Source organism: Kitasatospora sp. NPDC001175 (assembly GCF_053598215.1).
In genome coordinates this window covers 39868-66198 of the sequence record NZ_JBSFJU010000028.1, presented here as the reverse complement: position 1 = coordinate 66198, position 26331 = coordinate 39868, and the positions used below count along the sequence as shown (strand labels likewise).

The 26331-nt window shown below is 73.8% G+C and carries 22 protein-coding genes; 10 read left to right on the top strand and 12 right to left on the bottom strand.

Translation table 11 applies throughout. The features are described from left to right. Window positions 1-15: 15 nt before the first annotated feature. Window positions 16-696, top strand: coding sequence for a DUF6445 family protein (locus ACWDAK_RS21235; RefSeq protein ID WP_344635106.1), 681 nt, complete (start codon window positions 16-18; stop codon window positions 694-696). Between the two features lie 137 nt (window positions 697-833). Here ACWDAK_RS21235 and ACWDAK_RS21230 read toward each other — a convergent pair whose 3' ends face one another. Both ACWDAK_RS21230 and ACWDAK_RS21225 read right to left on the bottom strand, forming a co-directional pair. Further along, a complete protein-coding gene (locus tag ACWDAK_RS21230) occupies window positions 834-3197 on the bottom strand; it encodes a hypothetical protein (protein WP_427394199.1) in 2364 nt (787 codons plus the stop codon). Then, window positions 3194-5128, bottom strand: a complete 1935-nt coding sequence (locus tag ACWDAK_RS21225; protein WP_427394198.1) for an ATP-binding protein — start codon at window positions 5126-5128, stop codon at window positions 3194-3196. The genes ACWDAK_RS21230 and ACWDAK_RS21225 overlap by 4 nt, the downstream gene beginning before the upstream one ends. A 356-nt stretch (window positions 5129-5484) precedes the next feature. Here ACWDAK_RS21225 and ACWDAK_RS21220 point away from each other — a divergent pair, with 356 nt between their 5' ends. Then, window positions 5485-5775, top strand: a complete 291-nt coding sequence (locus ACWDAK_RS21220; protein WP_427394197.1) for a hypothetical protein — start codon at window positions 5485-5487, stop codon at window positions 5773-5775. 148 nt (window positions 5776-5923) lie between these two features. On the opposite strand, the gene ACWDAK_RS21215 is transcribed toward ACWDAK_RS21220, so the two are convergent. Beyond that, window positions 5924-7093: a TetR/AcrR family transcriptional regulator gene (locus ACWDAK_RS21215; RefSeq protein ID WP_344635025.1), complete on the bottom strand. Its 1170-nt coding sequence runs from the start codon at window positions 7091-7093 to the stop codon at window positions 5924-5926. Window positions 7094-7327: 234 nt separating this feature from the next. Between ACWDAK_RS21215 and ACWDAK_RS21210 the strand changes: the two genes are divergently transcribed. Together ACWDAK_RS21210 and ACWDAK_RS21205 are read left to right on the top strand one after the other, a co-directional pair. Continuing rightward, window positions 7328-8485 (top strand): acyl-CoA dehydrogenase family protein, encoded by a 1158-nt coding sequence (locus tag ACWDAK_RS21210; protein ID WP_344635107.1) that lies wholly within the window; start codon window positions 7328-7330, stop codon window positions 8483-8485. A gap of 136 nt (window positions 8486-8621) precedes the next feature. Then, window positions 8622-10313, top strand: coding sequence for a class I adenylate-forming enzyme family protein (locus ACWDAK_RS21205; protein WP_427394196.1), 1692 nt, complete (start codon window positions 8622-8624; stop codon window positions 10311-10313). Window positions 10314-10376: 63 nt separating this feature from the next. On the opposite strand, the gene ACWDAK_RS21200 is transcribed toward ACWDAK_RS21205, so the two are convergent. Next, window positions 10377-10637 (bottom strand): hypothetical protein, encoded by a 261-nt coding sequence (locus ACWDAK_RS21200; protein ID WP_427394195.1) that lies wholly within the window; start codon window positions 10635-10637, stop codon window positions 10377-10379. Between the two features lie 188 nt (window positions 10638-10825). Here ACWDAK_RS21200 and ACWDAK_RS21195 point away from each other — a divergent pair, with 188 nt between their 5' ends. Then, window positions 10826-11170 carry a cupin domain-containing protein gene (locus ACWDAK_RS21195; protein WP_344635028.1) on the top strand — a complete coding sequence of 115 codons (345 nt, stop codon included), beginning with the start codon at window positions 10826-10828 and terminating at the stop codon, window positions 11168-11170. 65 nt (window positions 11171-11235) lie between these two features. Here ACWDAK_RS21195 and ACWDAK_RS21190 read toward each other — a convergent pair whose 3' ends face one another. Continuing rightward, the gene (locus tag ACWDAK_RS21190; protein ID WP_344635029.1) at window positions 11236-11823 is read right to left on the bottom strand and encodes a TetR/AcrR family transcriptional regulator; all 588 of its coding nucleotides are present in this window, start codon (window positions 11821-11823) and stop codon (window positions 11236-11238) included. Window positions 11824-12287: 464 nt separating this feature from the next. On the opposite strand from ACWDAK_RS21190, the gene tatA reads away from it, so the two are divergent. Continuing rightward, on the top strand, window positions 12288-12572 hold the full coding sequence (tatA, locus tag ACWDAK_RS21185) for a Sec-independent protein translocase subunit TatA (protein WP_344635030.1): 285 nt from the start codon (window positions 12288-12290) through the stop codon (window positions 12570-12572). A 172-nt stretch (window positions 12573-12744) separates the two neighbouring features. Here the strand turns inward: tatA and ACWDAK_RS21180 are convergent, their stop codons facing one another. The 5 genes from ACWDAK_RS21180 to ACWDAK_RS21160 form a co-directional block, all read right to left on the bottom strand. After that, entirely contained in the window at window positions 12745-14358 is a 1614-nt protein-coding gene (locus ACWDAK_RS21180) for a protein kinase domain-containing protein (RefSeq protein WP_427394194.1), read from the bottom strand. A 212-nt stretch (window positions 14359-14570) separates the two neighbouring features. After that, the gene (locus tag ACWDAK_RS21175; protein WP_427394193.1) at window positions 14571-16721 is read right to left on the bottom strand and encodes a bifunctional polysaccharide deacetylase/glycosyltransferase family 2 protein; all 2151 of its coding nucleotides are present in this window, start codon (window positions 16719-16721) and stop codon (window positions 14571-14573) included. A gap of 68 nt (window positions 16722-16789) precedes the next feature. Continuing rightward, window positions 16790-17539, bottom strand: a complete 750-nt coding sequence (locus ACWDAK_RS21170; RefSeq protein ID WP_427394192.1) for a hypothetical protein — start codon at window positions 17537-17539, stop codon at window positions 16790-16792. Between the two features lie 358 nt (window positions 17540-17897). Next, a complete protein-coding gene (locus ACWDAK_RS21165; RefSeq protein ID WP_449806486.1) occupies window positions 17898-18833 on the bottom strand; it encodes a hypothetical protein in 936 nt (311 codons plus the stop codon). Continuing rightward, entirely contained in the window at window positions 18830-19654 is an 825-nt protein-coding gene (locus ACWDAK_RS21160; RefSeq protein ID WP_427395444.1) for an RNA polymerase sigma factor, read from the bottom strand. The genes ACWDAK_RS21165 and ACWDAK_RS21160 overlap by 4 nt, the downstream gene beginning before the upstream one ends. Window positions 19655-19940: 286 nt before the next feature. Here ACWDAK_RS21160 and ACWDAK_RS21155 point away from each other — a divergent pair, with 286 nt between their 5' ends. The 3 genes from ACWDAK_RS21155 (at window position 19941) to ACWDAK_RS21145 (ending at window position 22744) form a co-directional block, all read left to right on the top strand. After that, window positions 19941-20582, top strand: coding sequence for a hypothetical protein (locus ACWDAK_RS21155; protein ID WP_344635035.1), 642 nt, complete (start codon window positions 19941-19943; stop codon window positions 20580-20582). 82 nt (window positions 20583-20664) lie between these two features. Beyond that, complete coding sequence (locus tag ACWDAK_RS21150) at window positions 20665-21372, top strand: tyrosine-protein phosphatase (protein ID WP_344635036.1); 708 nt, start codon at window positions 20665-20667, stop codon at window positions 21370-21372. 670 nt (window positions 21373-22042) lie between these two features. Beyond that, entirely contained in the window at window positions 22043-22744 is a 702-nt protein-coding gene (locus ACWDAK_RS21145) for a class I SAM-dependent DNA methyltransferase (protein WP_344635038.1), read from the top strand. Window positions 22745-22801: 57 nt separating this feature from the next. Here the strand turns inward: ACWDAK_RS21145 and ACWDAK_RS21140 are convergent, their stop codons facing one another. Further along, window positions 22802-23296 carry an NUDIX hydrolase gene (locus tag ACWDAK_RS21140; protein ID WP_344635039.1) on the bottom strand — a complete coding sequence of 165 codons (495 nt, stop codon included), beginning with the start codon at window positions 23294-23296 and terminating at the stop codon, window positions 22802-22804. 133 nt (window positions 23297-23429) lie between these two features. Then, the gene (locus tag ACWDAK_RS21135) at window positions 23430-23708 is read right to left on the bottom strand and encodes a hypothetical protein (RefSeq protein ID WP_344635040.1); all 279 of its coding nucleotides are present in this window, start codon (window positions 23706-23708) and stop codon (window positions 23430-23432) included. A 193-nt stretch (window positions 23709-23901) separates the two neighbouring features. Between ACWDAK_RS21135 and ACWDAK_RS21130 the strand changes: the two genes are divergently transcribed. Next, window positions 23902-26286 carry a lysylphosphatidylglycerol synthase transmembrane domain-containing protein gene (locus ACWDAK_RS21130; RefSeq protein ID WP_344635041.1) on the top strand — a complete coding sequence of 795 codons (2385 nt, stop codon included), beginning with the start codon at window positions 23902-23904 and terminating at the stop codon, window positions 26284-26286. The last annotated feature ends 45 nt before the right edge of the window (window positions 26287-26331 follow it).

Here is a 26331-nt window from a genome sequence, read left to right as displayed (position 1 = left end):
GGTCTGCCCATGCCAATGCCTCCGAGGCCGCAGAGGACCCCACCACTCCCGGTCCTCCCCTACCGCAAGCCCACACCCGGGCGGGACTACTGGGTGCTGGACGACGTGCTGCCCGACGTCGACGCCGTCCGGGCCCGCTGCCTGGCCGAGGACGACTGGACCGAGGGCTACCCGTACAAGCCGGAGAGCTGGCCGGGGCTGCGCGCCATGCCCGGACTGACACCCGAGGAACTCGCCCTGGTCGAGCGGCAGGTGATGAAGGCCACCGGCGCGGGCAGGCTCTGGCAGGAGACCGCCCCCGGTGGTGCCACCCTCAACCACAACTGCGTCCAGGTCGTCGGCCGGGACGAGGGCCAGGTCCGGCCGCACACCGACTCCCGGGCACTGTGCCGGTACGCCGCGGTGCTCTACCTCAACCCGGACGTGCCCCGGGACTGCGGCACCAGCTTCTACCGGCAGAGCCTGCCCGGCGGCACCCTCGGCGGCAATCTGGTGACCGCGCCGCACAACAACCTGGTGGACGCGTTGCGCACCCGATTCGTCTCCCCCGACGCCTTCACCGAGGACGTCCGGGTGGCGAACAAGTACAACCGCCTGCTGCTCTACACCTCCAACATGATCCACAGCGCCACCGGGTACTGGGGCAGCACCCTGGAGGACAAGCGGATGACCGCCGTCTTCTTCTGGATGGCGTGAGCCCGGGCTGGACGGCGTGAGCCCGGGCGCGCTCGGGGGCCGGCCGGGGCGCTGCTCAAGGGCACGGGGAGCGCACTGCGAAACCGTACGAGTCTCCCGCGCCCCCGAGAAGCCGACCGGGCCGCCCGAGGGCGTGTTCAGAGGCCGTAGCGCTCGGCTATCCGCCGGTGGAGGGCCACGTCCACACCAGCCGCCTCGGCCAGTTCGGGCCAGCTGAGCGGGTGCTCCCAGGCCGTCGTGAGCCGGGTGAGCAGGGCGTCGGCCTCGACCGCCGAGGCGGTCGGCGGCACACCGAGCGCGGCGTAGACACCGGGCAGCTCGCCGTCCTCGTCCGCAGGATCGGTGATCGCGTAGTCGCCGGTGCTGTACACCCAGAGGCCGTAGCCCGCCTCGCCGAGTTCCTCGCGCAGTGCCGTCCAGGCCTCGCGGCCCGGCCAGCCGCCGTCCAGCCAGTAGGTGGTGTACCCGGCCGGGTCGAGCAGGACGAGCAGCTCGAAGGCGGGCCGCCAGTTCTCGTCCGGCTCGCCCTCGGCGGGCGGCTCGTTGAGCAACTGGGGACCGAAGACCACGACGTCCCGGTGGTTGAGCGGCAGTTCCTCGCCGAGCACCGGCAGGATCCGAGCGCTCGCCGGACCGGTGCGGACGGCCGGCAGGTCGGCGGTGGAGCCGTTGGTCCTGGTCGCCCGGATGGTGACCAGCTGCCACTCCTCGTCGACCGGGCCGCCGTCGGTGGCGAACCCGATGCCGAGCAGGGCGCCGGTCGAACGCACCACCGCCCAGTCCCGGTTGGCCGTGGCGGCGGTGATCAGGTGCCAGAGGTCGGGCTGCTGGACCGTCCGGTGCCTGAGCTCCGGCGGGGTGCCCTCGGAGGGCAGTGCGTGCTCCAGCAGCTCCTGGTAGAGCCGCTGGGCGGTGGCGTGGTCGCCGAGCCTGGTCGCGGCGGAGGCGGCGAGCCGGCGCGGGTTGATCCGTGAGGGGTCCACGGCCAGCAGCGCGGCGCAGTGCTCGCCGACCTCGGCCCAGCGGCCCTCGGCGGCGGCCCAGCGGGCCCTGGTCCAGTGCGCGTCGGCCGGCCGGTGCTGGATCAGCCGGTCGGCCAGCCGCTTCACGCCCTCGCCGTCGCCCGCGTCGATCAGCAGCCCGGAGAGCATCAGGACCAGCTGCTCGTGCCCCTCGTCCTGGTCCATCCTGGCCCGGAGCAGCTCGGCCGCGGCAGCGCTGTGGCCCAGACTGCCGAGCGCTCCGGCGAGGTTGAGCACCAGGTCGGTGGTGAGCGCGGGGCCGGCCTCCCCGGTGTCGGCGCCAGGGGCCGGCACGGCGGCGGCGAGCAGGTCGACCGCGTGCTCGGCCGGAACCTCCTGCCCGGCCAGCCAGTCGATCAGCCCGGCGGCGGGCACTGGAAGCGCCGGGACGGGCAGCCCCTCGGCCTCCTCGCGCAGGGCGGCGACCTGCGCGGCCACGCCCTCGGTGCGCCGCAGGCGGGTGAGCTTGCGCTCGCCGGTGGCCGCCAGGGTCAGGGCGACCGTACGGGCGCCGCGGCGCAGCGCCAGCCGGCCGGCGATCAAGAGCAGGTCGAGGCAGGGACGGTGGGAGCCCGCGGTGTCCAGGTAGCCGACCCAGTGGGCGAGCCGGGTGCCGAGCTCGGCGTCGTTCGGGTAGGCGCCGGCGGCGGTGAGCGACTCCACGGCGGTGGCCCAGCGGTAGCGGATGTCCGGGTACCGCTCGGCCTCCGCCACGCCCGGCAGCTGCTCCAGGGCGAGTTCGGTGCGGCCGAGGGCGGCGAGCATCACCGCCCGGCCGACGGCCAGCTTGCGGCGGTCGTCGTCGTCCGGCTTCTGGCGCGCGGAGACGTAACCGAGCTCTGCGGCGTCGTACGCGGCGAGGGCGTCCTGGTAGCGGCCGAGCCGGTGGAGCGCGGAGGCACGGCTGTGGCCGAAGGCGAGCGAGACCTGCTGGTCGGCGGCCTTGATCCGGGCCTGCGCGCGGTCGAGGTGGGCCAGCGCCTCCTCGGCCCGGCCGTCGTCCTCGAGGGTGTCCGCGTACTCGCGGGAGAGGCAGTCGAAACAGGCGCGGGCCGGCTCGACCCGCTCCAGCGTCTCCTCCAGCACGGCGAGCCGCTCGGTGACGTACCCGGGCCCGTCGATGTTGGCGTGGCAGATGGTGAAGTCCTGGACGGCGCAGACGGACTGCGGGCAGGTCGCGGTCTCCTCCCGGTGGGCGAACTCCAGCAGCGAGACCGCCTCGGCCATCGCGGCCTCGCCCTGGTGACGCTTGTTCAGCAGGTTCTGCAGCCGCCAGTGGCGCAGGAAGACCTCGACCCAGGGCAGCCCCAGCGCACGGGCGGATGCCATGGCCTCCGGGAACATCGCGTCGAGCTGCTCGTTGCGACCCTCGACGGCGTGCCCGGCGATCTCCGCGAGCGCGTCGGCCAGCCGGTGCTGGCCGGACTCGACCAAGTCGCCGTGAACGTCGTGGACCCAGGCCCAGATGTCGGTGGTCATGCCGTCCCCTCCCCCTGGAGCGCGTCGTGCCGGCCGCTTCCGGACAGTGTGTCCGGCACCACTGACAGTCCCTCCGGTACGGCCGCGGTGAGCGCCGCGACGGCTGTGCCGACACCCGCCAGGGCGGCTGTCAGGTCCCCGCCCGAGGAGCCCGAGGAGCCCGAGGCCGCCGCCATGATGACCTTCAACGAGCGCAGCAGGCCGGCCGCCGTGGTGCTGCCGGTGTGTCCGGTGCGGTAGGCGGTGAGCAGTTGTTCGACGGCGGGCGAGGCGAGGTTGAGGTAGAGCCTGGCCTTGACGGTGCCGTCGGTCTTCGCGGTGAAGGCACGGGCGAGCCGTAGGGCGGCGGTCGGGATACGGGCGTCGGCCTGGTCGTCCTCGATCCTGGCCTTGAGCTCGGCCTCCCGGTCGGGGACCAGGACCAACGGCAGGCCCGGCGGGTCGAAGCGGGCCGGGACCAGCTGTTCGCCCTGGTCGGTGAGGGCGGCGGAGAGCCAGGCGGCCTCCTCGGCGGGCAGCGGCCGCTCGGGGTCGCGGAAGAGCTCGCGGTTGCCGCTCTCGCTGCCGAGTTCGACGATCCGGCAGTCGCGCAGCCGGGCGTAGCGGCGCAGGAAGGGCAGGACGGCGTACCGGTCGCCGCGGGCGATCGGCACCTGCATGGCCCGGTAGAGCATCTCCTCGAAGCCGCCGCCGCTGCCGAGCGCGACGTGCACCGCGCCGCCGCCGGCCGCGCGCAGCGCACCGGCCGTCAGGTCGCCCTGCGAGGTGGGGACCGGGACGTCGTCGGCGAGCAGGGTGAACAGCCGGTCGTCGCAGAGCGCGGCGCCGAGCAGGTCCTGGCCGTGCCGGGCGAGGATGCGGCGCCAGGCGGCCGGGTGCAGCCTGGCGGTCTCGTACAGGCCGTCCACCACGGCGTCGGCGAGGGCCTGCTGGAGTGCGCGGTAGTGCTCGTCGCGCTGGAGGTCCTCGCGGCTGGCGGTGGGGGTGAGGCGGGTGGACTCGATCACGCCGCCGATGAACCCGGCCCAGCTGGGCAGCAGGTCGCGGGCGTCCTCGGAGAGGAGCATGCCGCGCAGGTAGACCGACAGGTCCCGGTTGTCGCTGCTGCCGTAGGTGCCGCCGTCCTGGACCCAGAGCAGGCCGACGGCGTCGGTCGTGCCGTCGACGGGGGTGACCGGGAAGGCGGTGAGCGGCTCGAAGCGGCGGCCGAAGGCGGTGGCGAAGCGCATCCGGGCGGTGTGCGGGTCCCCCGGTACCTCCTGCCGCCAGGGCACGGGCACGTCGTTGACGGGTGTCGGGTCGTCGCCGACGTGGACCGGGATGGGCAGCAGTGCGCAGTACCGGGCGAGCGCCTCGCGCAGTGCGTACTCGTCGGCGAGGTGGGCGTGTTCGGGCTTGAGCAGCAGTTCGACCACGGTGCCGGGTACCGGGCGCGGCGCGACGGCCTCGACGCTGTACTGCTCGCCGCCCCGGCTGCGGTAGCGGTGGCCGGCAGCGGGCTCACGGTGCGAGGTGGTGGTGACGGCGACCTCCTCGGCCACCGAGAAGGCGGAGAGGAAGCCGAGACCGAAGGCGCCGATCAGGCTCTGGTCGCCGGTGACTTCGCGCAGCAGCCGGGTGTAGCCGGTACCGACGGTGGCCAGGTAGGCGTGGATCTCGGGTTCGGTGAGCCCGGCTCCGGTGTCCTCGATGGCGACGGTACGCCGCTCGGCGTCGCCGCGGACCCTGATCACCGGCCGGACGGTGCTGTCGGGGTCCTCCAGCCTGCGGCGGATGTGCGAGTCGTGGGCGTTCTGGACGAGTTCGCGCAGCGCGACCAGGGGAGTGGAGTACAGGTGGGTGGCGAGTACGCCGACCAGGCCGCCGAGATCGACTTCGGTGGTTCGCAGGTCGCGATCGGGCTCGCGACCGGGCTGGAGTCCTTCAGACATGAGGCCCCAGTCTGCCAGTACGACAATCCTTCGACCACTGTTTTCAGTCGCTATTCACGCGACGTGAACCGGTCAACTCGGCGTTGACGCAAGAGTGACCCCGAGCCACTATGGCAAAGCGGGGGAAATTGCCGATATTCGACGCTATTCCGGGCCTCACCAGCCCTCCGTACCAGCCTCGTACCGCTTCGCGCTATTCCATCCGGGTGACACGAACGAGGGAACCTGGCGGCGATCCATTGAAGTCAATCGGCCGTTCGGGGAATGCTTGTCCCGCGACGTCAGGAAGCGGCGCATCCCGGGGCGGCCACCCCGGGATGCGCCACAATTCGCACCAGTTAAGCAGGGAGACCACCGTGTCCCGTATTCGCGCGGCCGCTGCCGTCACCGCTCTCGGCGCGTTCCTCCTCGCCGGAATCGGCGGCGCCCAGGCGAGCAACGGCACCGGCTCCGAGCCCCAGCCCGACAGCGTGGTGAGCGACTCCGGCAGCACCTTCGACGGCGACACGGGCCGGCAGGCCGGCTCGGACGGCGGAGACCGGAACCGGCGGCAGAACCGGAACCACGGCCTCGGTGACGCCCGCACCACCCTTCAGGGCAGCGCCGACCTGGACAGCCGCGTCTACTACCCCTTCGTTCTGTACTGAGCCGCCCAGACCGCCGAGCGGGCGCGCTCAGTCCGCCGCGCGAGTGACCGGGCGGGCCCCTCCCTTCCACAGGGGCCCGCCCTTCACCGTCCGACGGCCGCCCCCTCCCACAGCCGACCGGGGCACACCGTTGCCGCCGTCGGCCGGGTCACACCGTCAGGCCCAGCACCGCCCGGCCCAACTCGACCAGACAGTCCGCCAGATCCGGCCTGGTACAGCCAGGACGGTTCCGCACCCCGTCGTTCACCAGCGCGAACATCGCATGCACCCGGATCCGCGCCTCCGTGTTCTCGAAGGCCGGCCGCACCTGGCGGAGCAGGCCGACCCAGGTGTGCAGGAAGTCCCGCCGGAAGTCCACCGCCGCCCTGCGGTCGGGCTCGGTCAGCCGCTCGGTCTCGACCAGCATCACGCCCAGGTGGTGCCGGTGGCGCAGCGCGAAGTCGACGTACGCGGACAGCCCGGCGGCGAGTGCCCCGCCGGGGGTGCCGCCGCCCGCGATCGCGCTCTCGACCTCGTGCCAGAGCCGCTCGCGGCTGCGCACCAGGGTGGCGGCGAGCAGTTCGGCCTTGGTGTCGAAGTGCTTGTACACACTGGGACCCGAGATTCCGACCGCGGCGCCGAGCTGGTCGGTGCTCACATTGTCGAAACCACGCTCGTGGAACAGCCGTACGGCGGCGGTGAGCAGTTCCTCCCGCCTGGACTCCGGCACCGCAGCGGCGGTCCGGGCCGCCACCACGGGCTCGGGCAGCCCGGACGGGGTGACCGCGAGCACCGCCCCGCCGATCCGCCGCAGCAGCCGCTCGAAGCTGCGGCGGGGTGGTGCGAAGGTGTGGTACGACAGGCTGCCGTACGCGGACAGCGTCGACCAGCAGAGGAACTCGGCGTCCTGGGGCGGGAGTTCGGGCCTGGCGTCGGAGAGCAGCTCGGCCATCGCGCCGACGTCCGCACGCAGCCGCCCCCACAGTTCGGCGCGCTGGACGGACGGCAGCAGCCTGGCGTCCCGCTGCCACAGGGTGCCGAGCGCCCGGTGCTCCACCGCGACGGCGGCGAGCGCGCCGCAGAGCCCGTCCAGGTCCCGGTGGCCGGCGCGGACCGCCGCCCGGACCGCGGCGAGGTCCGACTCGACGGCCCGAAGCAGGAGTTCGGGCTTGTTGCGGTAGTGCCGGTAGAGCGCGGGGGCGGTGATGCCGACCTCGGCGGCGACCTCCGCCATCGAGATCTGGTGGTATCCCCGCCGGTGGAACTGCTCGCTCGCCACCGCGAGGATCTGCGCCCTGCGCCCGGGCGGCCGGCGCACGACCTCCCGCTCCGTCGTCACGTGACTCCCCTCGCGATCGGCCCGGGCGCCGCACCCCGCTGGTCCGTGCTCCCCACAGCGGACCAGTTCGGTGAATCACGGCAACACCACACCTCGATGATTCGCCACAGGTTAGCAAGGATTCACTTCTTCCTCCTCGATCAGCGAGAAAGCAATGCTTCGATGCTGGACAGCCATGGCTACCCGCGATTAACTTGTGGAGCGATCAACGGGCACCACGAAGGGAGCGCCGCCGTGCGCCGCACCGTGTTCACCGAGGACCACGAGGCGTTCCGGGAGACCATCCGGAGCTTCATCGCCAGGGAAGTCGTCCCGGTCTACGAGAGCTGGGAGGCCGAGGGCCACCCGCCGCGCGACTTCTACCGCAAGCTCGGTGAACTGGGCGTCTACGGCATCGAGGTACCCGAGGAGTACGGCGGCGCGGGCGAGACCGGCTTCAAGTACCAGGCGGTGATCAGCGAGGAGTGCGCCCGCGCGGGCGTCACCTTCGGCTCCTCCGGTGTGCACACCGGCCTGGTGCTGCCCTACCTGCTGGAGTACGCCGACGAGGAGCAGAAGCGGCGCTGGCTGCCGGGCTTCGTCTCGGGCGACATCATGACGGCGATCGCGATGACCGAGCCGGGCGCGGGCTCGGACCTGGCCGGGATCAGCACCACGGCGAAGCTCTCCGAGGACGGCACCCACTACGTCCTCAACGGCGCCAAGACCTTCATCACCGGCGGCGTGCTGGCCGACCTGGTGCTGGTGGTCTGCCGCACCTCCCCGTACGACCCGGCCGACCGCCGGGCCGGCCTGTCGATCCTCTGCGTCGACACCACCTCCCCCGGCTACTCGGTCGGCCGCAAGCTCCAGAAGATCGGCCTGCGCGCCTCGGACACCGCCGAACTCTCGTTCACCGACGTCAAGGTGCCGGTGGAGGACCTGCTGGGCGAGGAGGGCAGGGCCTTCGACTACCTCACCCACAACCTGGTGCAGGAGCGGCTGGCGATCGCCGTGGGCGCGTACGCCTCGGCCGCGGCCGCGGTGCGTTTCGCGGTGGGTTACGTCAAGGACCGCAAGGTGTTCGGCCAGGCGGTGGCCGAGTTCCAGAACACCAAGTTCACCCTGGCCGACTGCCAGGCCCAGGTGATGGCCCAGCAGTCGATGGTCGACCGGGCGCTAGAGCTCTACCAGAACGGCGGGCTGACGGTCGCGGACGCGGCGGCGACCAAGCTGTTCTGCACCGAGTCCGCCTCCCAGGTGATCGACAAGTGCCTTCAGCTGCACGGCGGCTACGGCTACATCCTGGAGTACCCGATCGCCCGCCTCTACACCGACAACCGGGTGTTCAGGATCTACGGCGGCACCAGCGAAGTCATGAAGACCATCATCGCCAAGTCCCTGGGCCTGTAGGCCCGGCAGCGCGCGGCGGCCGCCCCCCACCGGATCGCCGCGTCCCCGGCAGCGGGCTTCCCCCATGGGCCCGCTGCCGGACCCTTCGCGACCTTAGACCGACCGGTCTTCCGAGAGCCGACGCACCGAGGACGCCATGACACCCGCGCTCGCCAAGCTCGTCCGCGTCCAGGCCGCGCTCAGCGCACCCGGCGCCCCCTTCGCCACCGCCGACACCCCTGACGGCCCTCACTACCGCCAAGGACCGCGCACCCTACGGGAGTTGCTGGACACCACCCTCGCGCACGGCGACCGCCCCTTCCTACTGGCCGGCTCCCGCGAGCTGACCTACGCGGGGCACCACACGGCCGCCACCGCCCTCGCCCACCGGTACCGCACCAGGTACGGCCTGCGGCCCGGCGACCGGGTGGTGATCGCCATGCGCAACCTCCCCGAGTGGCAGATCGCCTTCTGGGCCACCCAGTTGGCCGGACTGGTCGCCGTACCGCTGAACGCCTGGTGGGAGCGCGGGGAGCTGGGGTACGCGCTGGACGACTGCGAACCGGGGCTGATCGTCGCCGACCGCGAGCGTGCCGAGCGGACCGAGCGGTGGGCCGCCGCCCGTGGAGTACCGCTGCTCACCGTCGGGGCCCCGGGGCTCGGGCACGACCGGCTGGAGGAACTGCCGCTCGACGGCCCGGCCGCGTCCGGGGCCGGCCTCCCACCGGTCGAGATCTCCCCCGAGGACCAGGCCACGCTCATCTACACCTCGGGAACCACCGGTCACCCCAAGGGAGTTGCCGCCACCCACCGGGCCTGGTGCGCGGCGGCGCAGAACCCCCGCTTCTTCGCGCTGAGCGCGATGCTCTGCGCGGACGTGGACCCGGTGGCGGTGCCGCTGCACACCGCGCTGATGACCTACCCGTTCTTCCACGTCGCGGCGTTCACCGCGCTGTTCCCGCTGATGGCGAGCGGCGGCGCCGTGGTCCTGATGCACAAATGGGATGCCGCCGAGGCGCTCCGGCTGATCGCCGGGCACCGGATCACCGCCTACTACGGGGTCCCCGCCACCGCCCTCGGGCTGCTGGACGCGGCCGACGCCGCCGGGGAGGAGCTGCCCACGATGCGGGCGATCAGCACCGGCGGCTCCGCGGCCCCGCCCGGGCTGGCCCGGCGGATCGCCCGCCGCTTCGGCGGGCGGGTGGAGGCCCGCAACGGCTACGGCCTCACCGAGACCTGCGGCGGCGTGATCGCCAACCTAGGCGCCCGCTACGTCGAGCAGCCCGACAGCATCGGCCGCCCCGCTCCCGCCGTCGAGGTGAGGATCGCAGGCCCCACGGGCGCCGCCCTCCCGGACGGCGAGATCGGCGAGCTCTGGCTGCGCGGGCAGCCGGTCTTCAGCGGCTACCGCAACAACCCCGAGGCCACCGCCGCCGCCTTCACCGACGGCTGGTTCCGCACCGGTGACCTGGCCCGCCTCCAGGGCGGCGAGGTCTACATCGTCGACCGCCTGAAGGACATCGTGATCCGCGGCGGCGAGAACGTCTACTGCATCGAGGTCGAGGGGGTGCTCTTCGACCATCCCGAGGTCGCCGACGCCGCCGTGATCGGTGTGCCGCACCCCGTACTCGGCGAGGAGGTGGCCGCCGTGGTGGTGCTCCGGCCGGGCGCGGGCGTCGACGCGGACGGGCTCCGCGACCATGTCGCGGCCCGGCTGGCTTCGTTCAAGGTGCCCACGCACGTGTTCCTGCGCGGCACCGGACTGCCCCGCAACCCCACCGGGAAGATCGTCAAGCGTGCCCTGCGCGCCGAGGTCATCGCGCAGGGAGCCGTTCCGGGCGCGACGTGAGCCGGAGGGCGGCCCACGCGGGGTGCCGGAACGGCTCCGTGCCCGCCAGGGCCGTCCGGCCGGTCAGTCCGCCGCCTGGGCGCGCCAGGCTTCGAGGCCCGCCTGGGAGGCCGCCTTGGCCTGCTGGAAGGCGCGGGCCGCCAGTTCGCTGGGTGGGGTCTCCAGGTGCTGCACCCAGCCCCGTCCGGCCGAGGCCAGCGCCACGCCGACGAGCACCGTGCCGGTCAGCCCGATCAGCGCGCCGATCCCGGTGAGCGCGGCACCGGCGGTGAGCATGCCCCGGTTGACCTGGAATCCACTGATGAACTTCTGATAGTTCGCCATGGCATCCACCATCCAAGAGTGGCGTGCCGCCCGCACCCGGAAGCCGTCCGCCGATGGACCGGACCGGGTACCCGCCTACCGCCCGCGGCTGGTCCGGGCCGGGTGCACGGTTGCCGTCCGCGGAGCGGGCCGCCTAGGGTCGCGGTCAGGGGACCCTCCAGCAGTAGGCCGCGAACCAGGAGGACGCGATGGCCGGCCCAGCCCCCGCCGACACCCCCGTCGATCTGGTGGCACTCGCTGACGAGCACGCCGCGAAGGCCGCCGCCGACCCGCACGGCCGCAGCGCGCACCTCCTGGTCCACGACGGCGTACTGCGCCAGACCGTGATCGCCCTGACGGCCGGGACCTCACTGGACGAGCACAACGCACCGCCCGCCGCCAGCATCCAGGTGCTGCGCGGACGGGTGTCGCTGACCGTCTCGGGCCGGCGGATCGAGCTGCGGGCCGGCCAACTGCGCCCGATCCCGCAGGAGCGGCACGGCCTGCTGGCCCACCAGGACTCGGTGGTGCTGCTCACCGCCGTCACCTACTGACCGCGCGGGCCGCGCGGCGGAACAGCCGTCAGCCATCCGAAGCAACCATCCGGGCCGCGTCGGGCTCAGGACGCCGGTGCGGCCAGGACCGTCCCGCTGACCAGCCGCAACCCGCGCAGGATCTCCCGTCCGTCCGGAGCCTGGTCGGGGGTCGCGAACCACTGGACCGCCAGCCCGATCAGGAGTGACTGGTAGAAGGCACCCCTGGCCAGCTCCTCCGGGCTGTCGGGCACCTCCGCCAGCCCCTGGAAGATCGCCGAGAGTCCGAGCCGCGCCTCGCGCTGGGTGGCCGCGAACGCCTCCCGCAGCTCCGGCGAGTCCGCCACCCGGGTGGCGACCTCCAGTTGCACCGCCCACAGGTCGCGGTGCTCGACGAAGCTCTCCAGCACCCGGTCCCAGACGGCGACGAAGCGTTCCTCGGGGGTGGCGGCGCCGCGCGCCTCGGTCGTCAGCCTGCCGACCGCCTCACCCCACTCACCCATCGCCTCGATGATCGCCTGGACGAGCAGGGCGTCCTTCGAGCCGTAGTGGTAGCCGATGGCGGCCAGGCTGACCCCGGCGGCCGTGGCGATGTCCCGGGCGGTGGTGCGCCCGTAGCCCTTCTCGTACAGGCAGCGCTTGGCCCCCGCCAGCAGATCCTCGCGATTTCCCATGGCCCGATGCTATTCCAGCGCTGGACGACCGTCTTGGACAGTAGAGCAAGACACCCGAGTCACACGACCGTGCGGCGCAGCCGTCCCGGACGGCCCCACTCCACGCCACCGCCGCCGCGCCCCGGCCGCCCCGTCCCCGCCGTCAACACGGCTCTCCACCCGCCCCCGACCTGATGAGATCTCAGACCGCACGCTCGCCACCCCGGTGCGGCCGGCGGACCAGAGCGGGCCGCACAGCCGGTCGGGCGGGGTGCGGCGGCCGGTGCGCGATACCGGCAACAGGCGGCCCATCCGTACGTGGTCGAGACCACATACCCTGCCCCACCTGCAGAACACCCGCTCTTTGACCACCGTTTCCCGGCCGGTGTATACGTTCTGCGCTCGCGCCAGGCATACTGGCCAAGTCGGGCAAGCCCGCCCGGCCCTGATAACGGCGAGATATCCGAAGGGACCGGTGGTCAGGGATGCTGCGCAACGGTCTGGAGCCCTGGCACCTCCTCGTGGTGCTGGCTGTCATCGTTCTGCTCTTTGGCTCGAAGAAGCTGCCCGAGATGGCCCGCGGCCTCGGGAAGTCCATGCGGATCCTGAAGGCGGAGACCAAGGCGCTGCGCGAGGACGAGACTCCGACCGACGGGACGGCCCAGAACTCCACGGCCACCAGCACTGCCGCCGAGCAGCCGCGCCCGGCGGTGAGCCCCGCCAACATCGCCAAGTCCGCCGAGACCGACAGGTCGGCCACCACCGCCTGAACCGGCCACCACGACTTCACCCGGAGCCTCCGGCCCGTCAGCTGACGGGCCGGAGGCTCCGGCGTTTCCGCATCCACCGCGGGCGCCACCGCCGCCGACCGGCCGGCGTGAACGGGTGGCGGAGCGGCCCGTACGGCGGAGCCGGCGAACCGGAGGCCGCCCGGACGCCGCGTCAGTTGTCGCCGTCGTCCGCGTTGCGGTCGCGCGGCTGCTGGCCGTGCAACGTGTTGACCAGTGCGCCGAGGCGGTTCTGCCAGTTCTGGGTGGTAGCGCCGTCGACCCCGTGCTTCTTGGCCAGGTCCTTGACGGTCTTCTGGACACCCCGCAGCACCGCCTCGGCATCCTGCGGCCGGTGGTCGGCGATCGCCTGTGCCGCGGTGTCCAGCCGGCCCAGCAGCTCGCCCTGCTTGTCCTTCTCCTTGCCGAACGGCTGCGCCGCCACGTCGGCGCGGAGCGCGGCCAGTGCGGCGGCCGGGCCGTTCTTGGGCGGGGCGCTGGTCGCAGTGTCCGGCGTCGGGGTGGTGGCCGCGGCGGCCGGGGAGGACCCCACCGCGGTCGGCGGCTTGCCGCTCGGCGCCGCGGCCGGAGCCGAGCCGCCGGAGGACCCACCGAGTGCGAAGGCCGCGACCGCCGCCACGCCCGCCACCGCGGCGACCCCGATCGCGATCGGTACCAGCGGCCGTCTGCGGCGCTGCAGCACGGGCTCGTCGTGGGCGGGAACGGGCTCCATCAGCGACGTGGCAGCCCCGGACGCCGGAGGTCCGCCCGGCGGGGTGAACGAGGGTTGGGCGAACGGCGGCGGGGCCGCCGCCGGGAGTACGGCGGTGCGCTGCGCGTCGGCGTGCCCCCGGCCCGGCACCTCCGCCGGTACTCCGGCGACCGGGGGCAGCAGCTGGGTGGCGGCGAAGAGTTCGGCGCCCTGCCCGTTGGTTGCCAGCAGCTCCGCCGTACGGTCCGCGGCCGCGGCCACCGGGACGGCGGCCAGCAGCTCCGACCGGGCGGCGGCCGCACCGACCGGACGGTCCGCGGGCTTCTTGGCCAGCAGCCGCAGCACCGCCGCGTCCAGCGCCGGCGGTACGTCCGGGCGGCGCGCGGCGACCGGGGCGGGCTGCTCGCTGACGTGCTTGAAGGCGATGCCGACCGGGGTCTCGGCGTCGAACGGCGGCCGACCGGTGAGCATTTCGACCAGGACGCAGCCGACCGCGTACAGGTCGGAGCGGCCGTCCACCGGGGCGGCGGTGGCCTGCTCGGGCGAGAGGTAGGCGGCGGTGCCGACCACCGAGGCGGTCTGGGTCAGCCGGGAGCTGGAGGAGCCGGCTCGGGCGATGCCGAAGTCCACCACCTTCACCCCGCCGTCCTGGGTGATCATGATGTTTCCGGGCTTGATGTCCCGGTGCACGATCTCGGCCGCGTGGGCGACCTCCAGCGCCTCGCAGACGGCGGCGGCGATACCGACGGACCGCTCCACCGGCAGGCGTCCGAGTTCGGCGATCAGGCGGCTGAGCGGCTGGCCGTGCACCAGCTCCATCACGATGTAGGGGGAGCCCTGGTCCACGCCCGAGTCGAAGACGGTGACGATGCGCGGGTGAACCAGCATCGCGGCGTGCTGGGCCTCGCGGCTGAAGCGATCGGCGAAGCGCGGGTCGTCGGCCAGGCCGCCGTTGAGCACCTTGACCGCGACCGCACGGCCGAGCACCCGGTCGTGGCCGCGCCAGACGGTGGCCATCCCACCGACGCCGATTATCTCCTCCAGTACGTAACGCCCGTTCAGCGCACGTCCGATCACCTGGCACCACTCCCCTCGGGTCCACCGGCCGGAGACTTCGGGCCGCTGGTGCACCTGTGCACGATAACCAACTCGACCGTGTGGTGTTCTCGCAGACCGTGTGTGCCTTCCGGGTAGCCGCACCACACGCCGCGGCTACCGGACACCGAGCACGCGGAGCAGCACCAGCCGGACCCGGAGGGCGAGGATGGTGACGCGCGGGGGGAAGTGGATCACCTCGGCACCTGCAGGCTGCCGTAGCGCTGCATGCGCTGCCAGCGCAGGCGGGACCCGGCCACCGCCGTGAAGACGGACTGGATCACCACCAGGTACATCAGCTGCCGGTAGACGAACTGCTGCAGTGGCAGGCTCCAGAGCGGGCCCAGCCGCTCACGGTCGAGTCGGAAGGCGTAGCCGGCCATCGCCAGCTGGACCACCAGGAAGGCGAGCCAGACGCCGATGACCCGCACCGGGTCCAGGAAGGCCAGGCCGTACAGGGCGAAGACGTCCACCACCGGGGAGAGCAGGGGCAGCAGTACCTGGAACATCAGCAAGTAGCCCAGGCCGCGTCGTCCGAGCTTGCCCGCCTGACCCCCTTGGACGAGCGCACCGCGGTGCTTCCACATCGCCTGCAGGGTGCCGTAGCACCAGCGGTAGCGCTGGCGCCACAGTGCGCCGAGGGAGGCCGGGGCCTCCGTCCAGGCCTTGGCCCGTTCCTCGTACACCACCCGCCAACCGGCCCGGCAGAGCGCCATGGTGAGGTCGGTGTCCTCGGCCAGGGTGCTCATCCCCACACCGCCGACCCGCAGCAGGGCGGAACGGCGGAAGGCTCCGACCGCACCGGGCACGGTCGGCATGCACTCGGCCAGGTCGAAGAGCCTGCGGTCCAGGTTGAAGCCGACCACGTACTCGATGTGCTGCCAGCGACCTAGCAGCCCACCGCGGTTGACCACCTTGGCGTTGCCCGAGACGGCGCCGATCCGCCGGTCGGCGAAGGGCTGCACCAGCATCCGGACGGCGTCCGGTTCGAAGACGGTGTCGCCGTCCACCATCACCAACAGCTCGGACCGGGCGGCGGCGATACCGGTGTTGAGCGCGACGGGCTTGCCCGCGTTCTCCTGCCGGATCACCCGGACGCCGGGGAGGTTCAACGACTCGACCAGATCGGCGGTGCCGTCGGTGGAGCCGTCGTCCACCACGATCACCTCGACCGGGTGGTCGGAGGCCAGCAGCGAACGGACGGCCGGTTCGATGCCGGCCACCTCGTTGTAGGCGGGGACGATGACGCTGACCGGCTCGGTGACGGGCGGCCCCCAGGAGCGGCCCCGCAACCGCTTGTGCCGCCGAGCGGCGACCAGCACGGCCACCGCGCGCAGGACGCTCACCGCACCCGCCGCGTACAACAGCCAGTCGAGGATCCCGAGTGCCCAGTCGCCGGCCGTCATGGCCGCGATCAGCGCCTCTCCCTGCCAGCGGTCGGAGGCGCCGGCCGCCTTCACCGGGTTCGGCAGGCCGACGGCGTCACCGACGGTGGCGAACCGGTAACCCGCCGCCTGGAGCCTGGGCAGCAGTTGGTCGAGCGCGGCCACGGTCTGGCTGCGGTCGCCACCCGCGTCGTGCATCAGCAGGACCTGGCCGTCCGCGCCGTGCGGGGTGGCGTTGGCGAGGATCTTCTCGACGCCCGGGCGCTGCCAGTCCTCGCTGTCGAGGGTGGTCAGCACGGTGAGGTAGCCCTCCCGGCCGGCCTGCTGGACCGCTTGCCAGTCGGTGTCGGTCAGCGCGTCGGCGGAGGAGGAGTACGGCGGGCGGAGCAGCGAGCTGGTCCGCCCGGTGGCACCGGCCAGGGCCAGCTGTGCCTCGCGCAGCTCCAGCGAGCGACGCCAGGGTGCGGCGCTGCCGAGATCGGTGTGGGTGAAGGTGTGGATGCCGATCTGGTTCCCCTCGGCCAGGATCCGGCGGGCCAGCCCGGGGTTGTCGGCGACCTGGGTCCCGACCACGAAGAAGGTGGCGTGCACGTTGTGGCGGCGCAGTACGTCCAGGATCTGCGGGGTCCAGCGCGGGTCGGGGCCGTCGTCGAAGGTGAGCGCGATGGTCCTGGCCGATGGCCTGGCGGTGCTGGGCCCGGCGGCCGAGCCCGGGTCGATCACCGGACCGCCTCCGTGGACCACGGCGGGAACGTCGGCGTCGCTGCCCTGACTCAGCGCCGCGCCGTCGGCGGTCTGCCCGTACATGTGCCGGGTGTAGCCCTGCAGCAAGAGCGCCGCCGAAAGCGTGGTGATCAGCACGGTGAGCAACAGCCAGTGGGTGCGCAGCGGGACGCTGCGCACCGTGCCGCGCCTGCCGCGGCCTCGGCGTCGGGGGGCGGTACGGGTCGGCGTGGTCACTCGGTCCTCGGTCGGGGTGCAGGGGCCCAGGGCTCGGGGCGGGCGGCTCGGGAGACGGTCGTCGGGTGTCAGGCGGCCTTGGTCGGGTGGGCGTGCGACGCTGCCGCACTCGGGTGGCCGTGGCTCGTCGGGCTCGCGGTGGCGCTCGGGGCGGGCGCTGTTACGGGCGCCGTGGAGGGGCCGGGTGCGGCCGGGGCTCCGGGTGCGGCCGGTCCGGCGATCGCCGGGGCACCGGGGGCCACGGGGGCTCCTGGCCCGCGGCGCGTGACAGCGGCGACCGCGGACCTGGAGGGCCTCGGTCCGGTCGTACCGGAGGCCTTGGGATCGCCGGGCTCTCCGCTGGGCTCCGAGCTCGGTACCGGCTGAGGCGCGACCGGCGGCCGGCCGGCCTGTTGCACCGGCGACTGGGGGAGGAAGGGAGCGTTGACCGTGGGACCGCCGAGCGCGCTGCTGATCAACAGAGCGAGGTAGCCGACGGCGGGGACGGCGGCCAGCCGGCCCAGCCGCCTCACCCGGCGCTGGCGGCGGCCCGAGGAGTCCACGAAGACCGGCGCGTCGGGCGGCGCCGTCCCGGCCGACGGTAGCGGCACACGGTCGATCCGCACCGTGTCGTCCGGCACGGCCTGATCCGCCGGCGCGTAGTCCGGCTCCACGTAGTGCGGCACCCCTTGATCTGCCGGCGCGTAGTCCGGCACCACGTGGCCTGCCACCGCGTAGTCCGGCACCGCGTAGTCCGGCACCACGTGGTCCGACAGCACGGCGTCGGCTGCCGGATGGCACCTCGCCGTCCCGTCCCTTGTGGTCCAACTCGTCGTCATGGCCGGGCCTTTCGCCTGGCAACCACGCGATCGGGTCACCGGTCGTGGCGTGCCAGGAATGGAGTGGCCGGGCGGCCGGTGGACACGGGGAAGCCCACCGACCGCCCGGTGCCGGGGAGTTGACACTCCACCGGCGGGGTGGTCCGGGCGGCCGACGGGCCCGGGGGTGCGCCGTCGGCCGTCCGGAGTCGAACCGGGCGTGCGGTGGACACGGGGGAGCCCACCGACCGCCCGGAGCTTGGGAGTTGCTGCCGGGTACTGCTGGTCCGGCACTTCGGTTCACTGATGCAGCGGTTCACCGGACGGACGGTGTGCCCGGGGGGAATGTCGCACACCGTCCGTCCGGGGTTTCGGGGGGTCACCTGCCAGGGCCGTTGCCTCCGCCGGTGTCGTGCCCACCGGGCCCGCCGCCGGGCCGGGTCGGCTGGCCCGGCTTGGTCGGCAGTTCGGTGGGGGGCTTGTCCTTGAGGTCCTTCGTGCGGTCCGGGGCCGGGGTCGTGCCGTTGCCACCGCCGTTGCCGTTGCCCTTGGACCTGGCGGCGACAGCCGTGCAGTAGCCGTCCACCCGGTCCACGTCACCGGCGGCCGCGACCAGCGGGGCCAGCCGTGCGTCGGCGAGTACCGTGCGGGCCGCCGCTCCGCCGACCAGCCGGTCCGCGTACAGCCGGCAGAGCTCGGCCGACCGCTCGGCCGCGGCGTCCGGGACCTGCCCGGCGGGTTGGCTCGGGTCGCCGGCCGGGTTGCCGCCGGGATCGGCACTCGCCTCCGGGCCCCGGTCCGCGGCCGGTGAGGCCGCACCGTTCGGCCGGGGCTGTCCGGAGGCGGCGGTGCCGGCACCGACGTGGTGGGCGGTGGCCGGCGAGGCGGCCACCGTGGCACGCGCCGCGGTGGGACCGGCCGCGGCGGGCCGGCCGCCCAGTGCCGCGGGCAGATGTCCGGTACCGGCGGCGACGGCCACTCCCCCGAGGGTGGTGGCGGCGAACACGGCGGCGAGGACCTTCGCACTGAAGGCCCGCGCCAGCGCGGTGCTCGCCATCGTTCGTCTCCCGGGTAGCGGTGCAGGATTGCGACGGGCCTCCCGGAACGCGGCCAGTGCCGCCTCCTCTCCGGGCAGTACGCCGTCCGCCTGCTGCGCGCCACCCGCCGCGGTCCCTGCGGCGGCGGCGGCGAGCAGCCCGGCGAGGGCGGCATGACCGGTGAGGGGGGCCTGACCGGCCGACGTGCCGACCTTGGCGCCGCCGAGCAGTTGCTCGGCGGCGCTGCGGTCGATCCGGCGGGATCGGTTGGTGCTCATCTCATGTCCTTCAGCGTCGCTGCTCCGGCGCGTGTCACACCCTGCGCGGAATTCTTCGAGGAATTTTTTTCCAGCCCGGGCTCCGGCCCGCCGTCCGGTCCCCGTCCCGGGCCCCAGTGCGTCGCCGACGCGGTCCGTCCGGGTACGCCCAAGGCGGCTCCGCCGGCCTGGTCGAGCAGCTTGGCCAGTTTGCGCAGCCCGCGGTGGGCGGCCATCCGCACGCTTCCGGGGCGCTTGCCCAGCACCTGGGCGGCGGCGGTCGCGTCCAGGTCGAGCACCACCCTGAGCAGTACCGCCTCGGCCTGGTCCCTGGGCAGCCGGGCGATCAGGGCCAGCGCGTCGGAGGTGGCGACGGTGGCCAGCGCCGTCCCGGCGGTGTCCTCGGCGGCGGCCAGCTCGGTCAGGTACTCCACCGGGAGGTCCGCGACCGGACGGCGGCGGATGCGGCGCAGGTGGTCCATGGCCCGGTTGCGGGCGATGGTGGCGGCCCAGCCCCGGAAGCCGTCCGCGTCGCCGCTGAAGCCGCCGAGGTCGCGGGCGATCTGCAGCCAGGTCTCGGAGGCGATGTCCTCGGCGTCCTCGGGTCCGCCGCCGACGAGTACCCGCAGATAGCGGAGCAGCCCCGGCTGGACGGCGCGGAACAGCTGCCGGAACGCGTCCTCGTCCCCTTGCTGGGCCGCCCGTACGGCGGCGGTGAGGTCCGCCGCACGGCGGGCGGGCAGCGGATCGTCCGGCGGGCCCGGCCGGCTGGGTGATATCTGGTCGCCGGCGAGGTGGTCGGCGCCCGTCCCGTGTGGTTCTGCACTGTGCACCCGCCACATCATGCGCCATCCCGGTGAGACGCCCCAGAGGCGAGGGGTGGCCCGGCAGGAGCGGGAGCCGTATCCGGGGGGCGCGCGGTATGCGCCCCGCCTCCTCCGCGCCGGGGCCCCGGCCGGTGGGACCGACGTCCGCTCCGGTGCTGTCGTCGGCCGGTGCCGTCCCGGCCGCCCCGGTCATACCTTGGCAGGGAGGGGCGCGCCCCGCCCCGGGCGGGCCCGGCGGCACACCGGCCCTCCCCACCCGGCCCAGCGCGACCGCACGCCCAGCCAGCACCGGGACAACGCGATGACCACCGCCCAGGACCTGTTCGCCGAGGGGCTGCGCACGCACATCGCGCCGTCCCTCCGGTCGATGGGCTTCACCGGCGGCGAGCAGCACGTCTTCCGGCTCCCCGACGAGACGTACCGGGCGCTGCTCGGCATCCGGTTCGGCACCGTGAGCCAGCACGCCGTCCGGTACACCTTCGACCTCAGCCTGTCCGCCGCGACGGGCGGTGCCGAGCACTGGCACTCCTCGATCGGCGAGCTGCTGCCGGTCGGCGGCGAGGTGTGGTGGGAGATCGCGGCCGGGCCGCGCTGGCTGGTGGCCGTGGAGGACTCGATCGCCGCCGTCCGCCACTACGGCCTGCCCGAGCTGCGCCGCCGACTCGAACAGGCGCGGGCGGGCGGTGCGGGCAGGGCGGCCTACCTCTCCGCCGCCGAGCTGGAGGAGGTGAACGCCGCCCTGCTCATCGCCGCCGTGGCCAGGATCCAGCGCGCCGAGCTGGCGGACGGGGATCTGGTGCTGGTCGGTGCCTGGAGCCGCAGCGACCCGGTCGCGCGCGAGGTCCTGCAGGGGGCGGCCGAGGGCTTCCTCTCCGCCCGGGACGAACGCTTCGGCCGGGTGCGCTGCCGGGACACCCTCGGCCGCGACCTGTGGACCTTCTGACCGCGCCCGGAACCGATCCGCACTCCCCGGATGTCCTGGTGGACAGGGAGCGAACAGCTCCCGTCCAAGGGGGAACAACCGAATGAAGACCGAGCTGCCGGCCGACCGCCGGCTCTTCTGGGACGGCTGCCTGAACGTACGGGATCTCGGCGGCCTGTCCACCACCGACGGCCGCCGCACCCGGCGCGGCGCCGTGATACGAGCCGACAACCTCGACATGCTCACCGCCGAGGGCTGGGCGGCGCTGGCCGACTACGGCGTGGGTACGGTGGTCGACCTGCGGGACGAGCCGGAGTGCCGGCCGCTGCTGCCTCACCCGGAGGGCGTCGACCTGGTCCGGGTCCCGCTCGACCAACTGGCCGGGGCGGCCTGGTGGGAGCGGTTCGGCGAGCTGGACGGCACACCGCTCGCCTTCCGTCCCTATCTCGACCACTGCGCGGGCGCCGTGCGCTCGCTGGTCGCCGCGGTCGCGACGGCCCGTCCGGGAGCGGTGGTGGTGCACTGCAAGGCCGGGCGTGACCGGACCGGCCTGGCCGCACTGGTCCTGCTGGCGGCGGCCCGGACCGAGCCCGGCGAGATCGTCGCCGACTACCTGCTCAGTGCCGCCAACCTTCGCCCGCTCTGGGGCATCCTCGGCCGGCCGGACCAGGAGCGGGCGGCGGAGGACCTGCTGGCCCGGGCCGGCACCACCGCCGAGGGCGCGCTGCTGGACACGCTGGCCGGGTTCGACCCGGACCGCTACCTGCCGTCCGGCGACCTGGCCGCCCTACGGGCCAGGCTGGTGGGCTGAGGACACCGGGACCGCGCTCACCACAACCTCTCGACGGTGCCCGGATGGCGGGCGATCCTGGCGCCCACGAAGCCGTCCCTGGCCGACCGGGCCCGCCGGGAGCAGAACCCCGCCATGGTGGCCTTGTCGAAGCCGGGCTAATCGCGGGTTCCTCGGGGGTGCCGCCGACCAGCACCGTTCCCGGCAGCGCCGCCCATCCCGTGCTCTCGTAGAAACCCCCGAGGACCCGGTCGCAGGTGAACAGGCCGAGGTCCGCACCGCTTTCCTCGACGGCCCGGCGGGCGGCGGCGACCGCCCGCCCGCCGTGGCCGCGGCCCCGGTGGGCGCGGTCGGTCACCACGCAGCTCAGGCCGCGGGCGGTGAACACCTCGCCGGCGTGGGCGAGTTCCTCGGAGAGCGGGTCGAGGGCGGCGAGCACCCGGCCGCCGCCGTCCACCAGCAGCATCGACCGCGGATCCAGCGCCGGGTCGCGGCTCAGCCCGGGATCAAACCCACCGCTGGGCCATGCCTGTTCCTGCAACTCCCACACCTGCGCGCGGAGTTCCGGCAGAACCTCGGTTTCGGACCAAGGCGTGATCAGCAACTTCGATGCACCGCACAGGAGTTGACTTCAGGTCAGCGATACTAAATCCACTCGCCGTTGGAGCGCCGGACCGTCAATACTCCCGGCATGGTGCAATTCGCAGATTTCGATTCCCGCGGCTATCCGATGGTGGACGTCCGCACAGGGTATGGCCAGTGGGTCGGCAGCTACGAGCAGACCGTCGAGGACGCGATGGACCTGGCCGTCCTCGCCCGGCTGGCGGTGCCGGACTGGGGCGCGGCCGCGCGGGCCGCCGACCTCGGCTGCGGTACCGGCCGTACCGGCGTCTGGCTGCGCGACCGGGGCGTCGGCGCGGTGGACGGGGTGGACCTCACCCCCGAGATGCTCGAACTGGCCCGCGCCAAGGGCGTCCACGACCGGCTGGTCGAGGCCGACCTGGCCGCCACCGGACTGCCCGGCGTGGCGTACGACCTGGTGGTCTCCTCGCTGGTTGACGAGCACCTGGCCGACCTGGCCCCGCTGTACCGGGAGGCGTTCCGGCTGGCCAGGCCGGGCGGGCTGTGCGTACTGGTGGGCCTGCACCCGTACTTCATCATGGCCGCCGGGATGCCCACCCACTTCGACGGTGCGGACGGCTCACCGATCGCCATCACCACCCACATCCACCTGGTCAGCGACCACCTCACGGCCGGACTGGCCGCCGGGTGGCAGCTCGCCGAGATGCACGAGGCCGTGGTCGACGACACCTGGGTCGCCCTGAAGCCCAAGTGGGAGCGCTACCGCCACCGCCCGGTCTCCGCCGCGTACGTCTGGCGCAAGCCGGCCTAGCCCGCACCGGAGCCTTCCGCACCCGGCCGCGGCCCGGTCCGCCCGGCCGGCTCGTGCTCAGAAGCCCACCATCGGCGTGGTGAGCACCCGGGTGCGCCCGTCCGCTCGGGCGGCGAGGCCCGCGGCGAGGCGCAGGGACCGGCTCGGGCCGAGCAGGACGAGGGCCTCCTCGGGGGTGGCCCAGCGGTAGGCGTCGAGCTCGCCGGGCGGCAGGGCGACCGGGGTGTCGGCGGGAATGGTGCCCAGATCGAAGAGGAAGTGGCAGGCCGGGTGGTCGAGTTCGGCCGAGGGGTGGGTCCAGCCGACGGCCAGCAGGGCGCCCGGCTCCTTCACGATGCCGGTCTCCTCCAGGAGTTCGCGCTTCGCGCACTCCTCGGGGTTCTCCCCCGGGTCCACCGTGCCGCCGACGAACTGCCAGTGCTCCCGGTAACCGGCCTTCACGATCAGCAGCCGCCCCTCGGGGTCGCTGATCAGGCAGCCGGAGGCCGCGTAGACGCGGCGCAGCGAGGCGAGCCACTCGTCGCGGGTCTGCAGCAGCGGGGTGTCCGTCATGGGCTGTCCCTCCGGAGGTGTCGTGGACCGGTGTGCGCGCCCACTCTCCCACTCCCACCGCGTCGCCGGGCAGGGCGTACGACATCCTCACGGGGCGGCCCCGGCCACCGGGCGCCGCCCCGCGTCCTCTGGGTCAGTGGGCGGAGTGCTTCTCCGCGCCGCGGTGGCGGTGGCCCGGGAGTTCGGCGTGGTGCGCCGATCCCTGGAGCGGGCCGGCGGAGTCGGCGGCGCGGCGGCCGCCGTGGCTGAAGACGGCGTCGCCGAAGTGCGCCCCGGACTGGGTCGCCTTCGGTGTCCCGGCACCGAGGACGGGCGGGAGTCCGCGGGGATTGGCAGCCATGCCGCGGCGTTCGAGGAGCTCCTGGGTGCCGCGGCGGAGCCTGGTCATCTTGCCCGACGGTTGCTTGGTCATCGTGGACCTCCCTCCGGCGACCGCTCGTCGCGGCGGAGTGCGCGGCAGGGCGGGCGCATGGGACGTTATGTCCCGGATTCTAGCCTTTCGGCCCGTCATGGTCTCCGTCGCCCGGCCGCCGGCCGTCCCGGCGGCAACGAGACACCTGACCGTCGGCCGTACGCCGAACCGCATCTGTGGAAGCATGCGCCGGGTGGCAACGGTGATACGCGACGACAGTCGAACACGGGCGGGGGACGACGCGGCCTCCCCCGAGGTCCGGCGGATCCGCTACCCCGGCTCGCTGCTGCGCTGCGGGCTGGGCCTCGCCGCCGCCGCACTCTTGCTGCTGCTCGCCATGGGCGCCCACGGCACCACCAACGGCCTGGAGGCCGATGTCGCCGAGGGCGCGGAACACGTCCCCTGGCCGCCCGGCCGGCTCGCCTCGGTGGTCTCCGGCGCCGCGCTGCTGCTCGTCCCGCTCGCCTTCTCCGTCGACCGGCTGGCCCGCCGCGCCGGGCTGCGGGTCGCCGACGGGGTCTTCGCCGCCGTGGTCGCGTACGGGCTCTCGCTCGGTCTCGACACCGTCTTCGGCGACCTCGCCACGCTGACCCACGCGGCCCCCGAGGGCCTCGGCCGGACCGACGCCGTCTACGGGCACCTGGCACCCGTCCTCGCCTTCATGACCGCCGCCGATCTCGTCGGACTGCCCCGCTGGCGCGCCGCGTTGACCGCGACCCTCGCCACGGCCGGGCTGTCCGGGCTGATCACCGGCTGGGCCACCCCGCTCTCACTGGTCCTGGCCCTGCTGGTGGGCTGGGCCGCCGCCCACGGCACCGTGTACGCGATCGGGACCCCGGTCGTCCGCCCGAGCACCGAGCAGCTGCGAACGGCGCTCGGCCAGGCCGGCACCCGCCCGGACCTCGCCCGCCGCACCGGCTCCTTCCGCTACCTGGTCACCCAGCACGACGGACGCCCCGACCTCGACGTCCACCTGCTCGACCGCCACGCCCAGGCCACCGGCCTGTTCCACCGGCTGTGGCTGCTCCTGCGGCTGCGCACCGCCCCGCGCCCGCGCGGCCTGCGCTCGCTGCGCTCCGGCCTGGAGCACGAGGCCCTGCTCGCGTACGCGGCGTCCGCCGCCGGTGCCCGCACCCGCCGCCTGGCCGCCACCACCGAACTCGACGCCGACCGCGCCCTGGTCGCCTACGAGTGCCTCCCGGGCCGGACCCTGTCAGAACTCGACGACACCGAAGTCACCGACGAGGTGCTCAGCGACGCCTGGCGGCAGCTGGACCTGCTGCAGCGCCGCCGCATCGCCCACCGCGCCCTCGCCCCCGAGAACGTGCTGGTCGGCCCGGACGGCGCGGTCCACCTGGTCGGGCTCACCGACGGCGAGATCGCCGCGGGCGAGCTGCTGCTGCACCTCGACGTCGCCGGACTGCTCACCTCCCTGGCCCTGCGGGCCGGCGCCGAACGCGCGGTGACGACCGGCACCGCGGTCCTCGGTGCGGCCTCGATCGGCGCCGCCCTGCCGCTGCTCCAGCCGATCGCCCTGCCGCGCGGCACCCGGAACTCGCTCAAGGGCCGGCCCGAACTGCTCGCCGCGATCCGGGAGGAGACCCTGCGCGGGCGGCCCCAGGCCCCGGTCGAACCGGTACGGCTGGAGCGGCTGCGCCCGCGCACCCTGCTGGCGCTGGTCGCCGGGGTGTTCGCCGGCTACCTGCTGCTGCAGTTCATGTTCAGCTCGAAGACCGACCCGATCTCCACCGTCGCCCACGCGGACCCCGGCTGGCTGGCACTGGCGGCGCTGGCCGCCGTCGCCAGCCACTTCGCGGCGACCATGGGCTTCGTCGGCTTCGTCCCGGAGCAACTGGGCTTCCGGCGCGCGCTGGCCGCCCAGGTGGCGGGCTCCTTCGTCAGGCTGGTCTCCCCCGGCGGGGTCGGCGGGGTGGCGCTTAACACCCGCTTCCTGCAGTGCAGCGGCGTGCCGACCGCGCAGGCGCTGTCCAGCGTGGGCGCGTCCCAGCTGATCGGGGCGGCTCTGCATCTGCTGCAACTGGCGGTCTTCAGCGCCCTGCTCGGCCGCGGCAAGGGCGCCGAACTCCCCGAATCCCCCGTCCTGCTCGCCTCGCTGGCGGTGCTGGCCGTCCTCATGGTGCTGGCGCTCTCCGTGCCCTGGGTGCGCGGGCGGCTGGCCAAACTGCTGCGGCCGCTGCGCGCCGAGGTACTGCCCCGGCTGCTCGACCTGCTCCAGCAGCCCCGCAAGCTGGTCATCGGACTGGTCGGGCAGTTGCTGGTGTCGATGACCCTGGTCGCCTGCCTGTACTGCTGCACCCGGGCCGTCGGACCACGGCCCGCCTTCGCCGCCACCGCCGTCGCCTACCTGGCCGGGAACGCCGCCGGCAACGCCGCCCCGACCCCCGGCGGCTCCGGCGTGGTGGAGGGCCTGCTCGCCACGGCCCTGGCCGGCACCGCCTCGATCGACAAGGGCACCGCGCTCGCCGCGGTGATCCTGCTCCGGGTGCTGACCTTCCTGCTCCCGATCCTCCCCGGCTGGCTGGCCTTCACCTGGCTCCAGCGCCGCAAGGCGCTCTAGCGGCGCGCGCGAGCCACCGCGCACCACCCCGGGGCCCACCGCGCC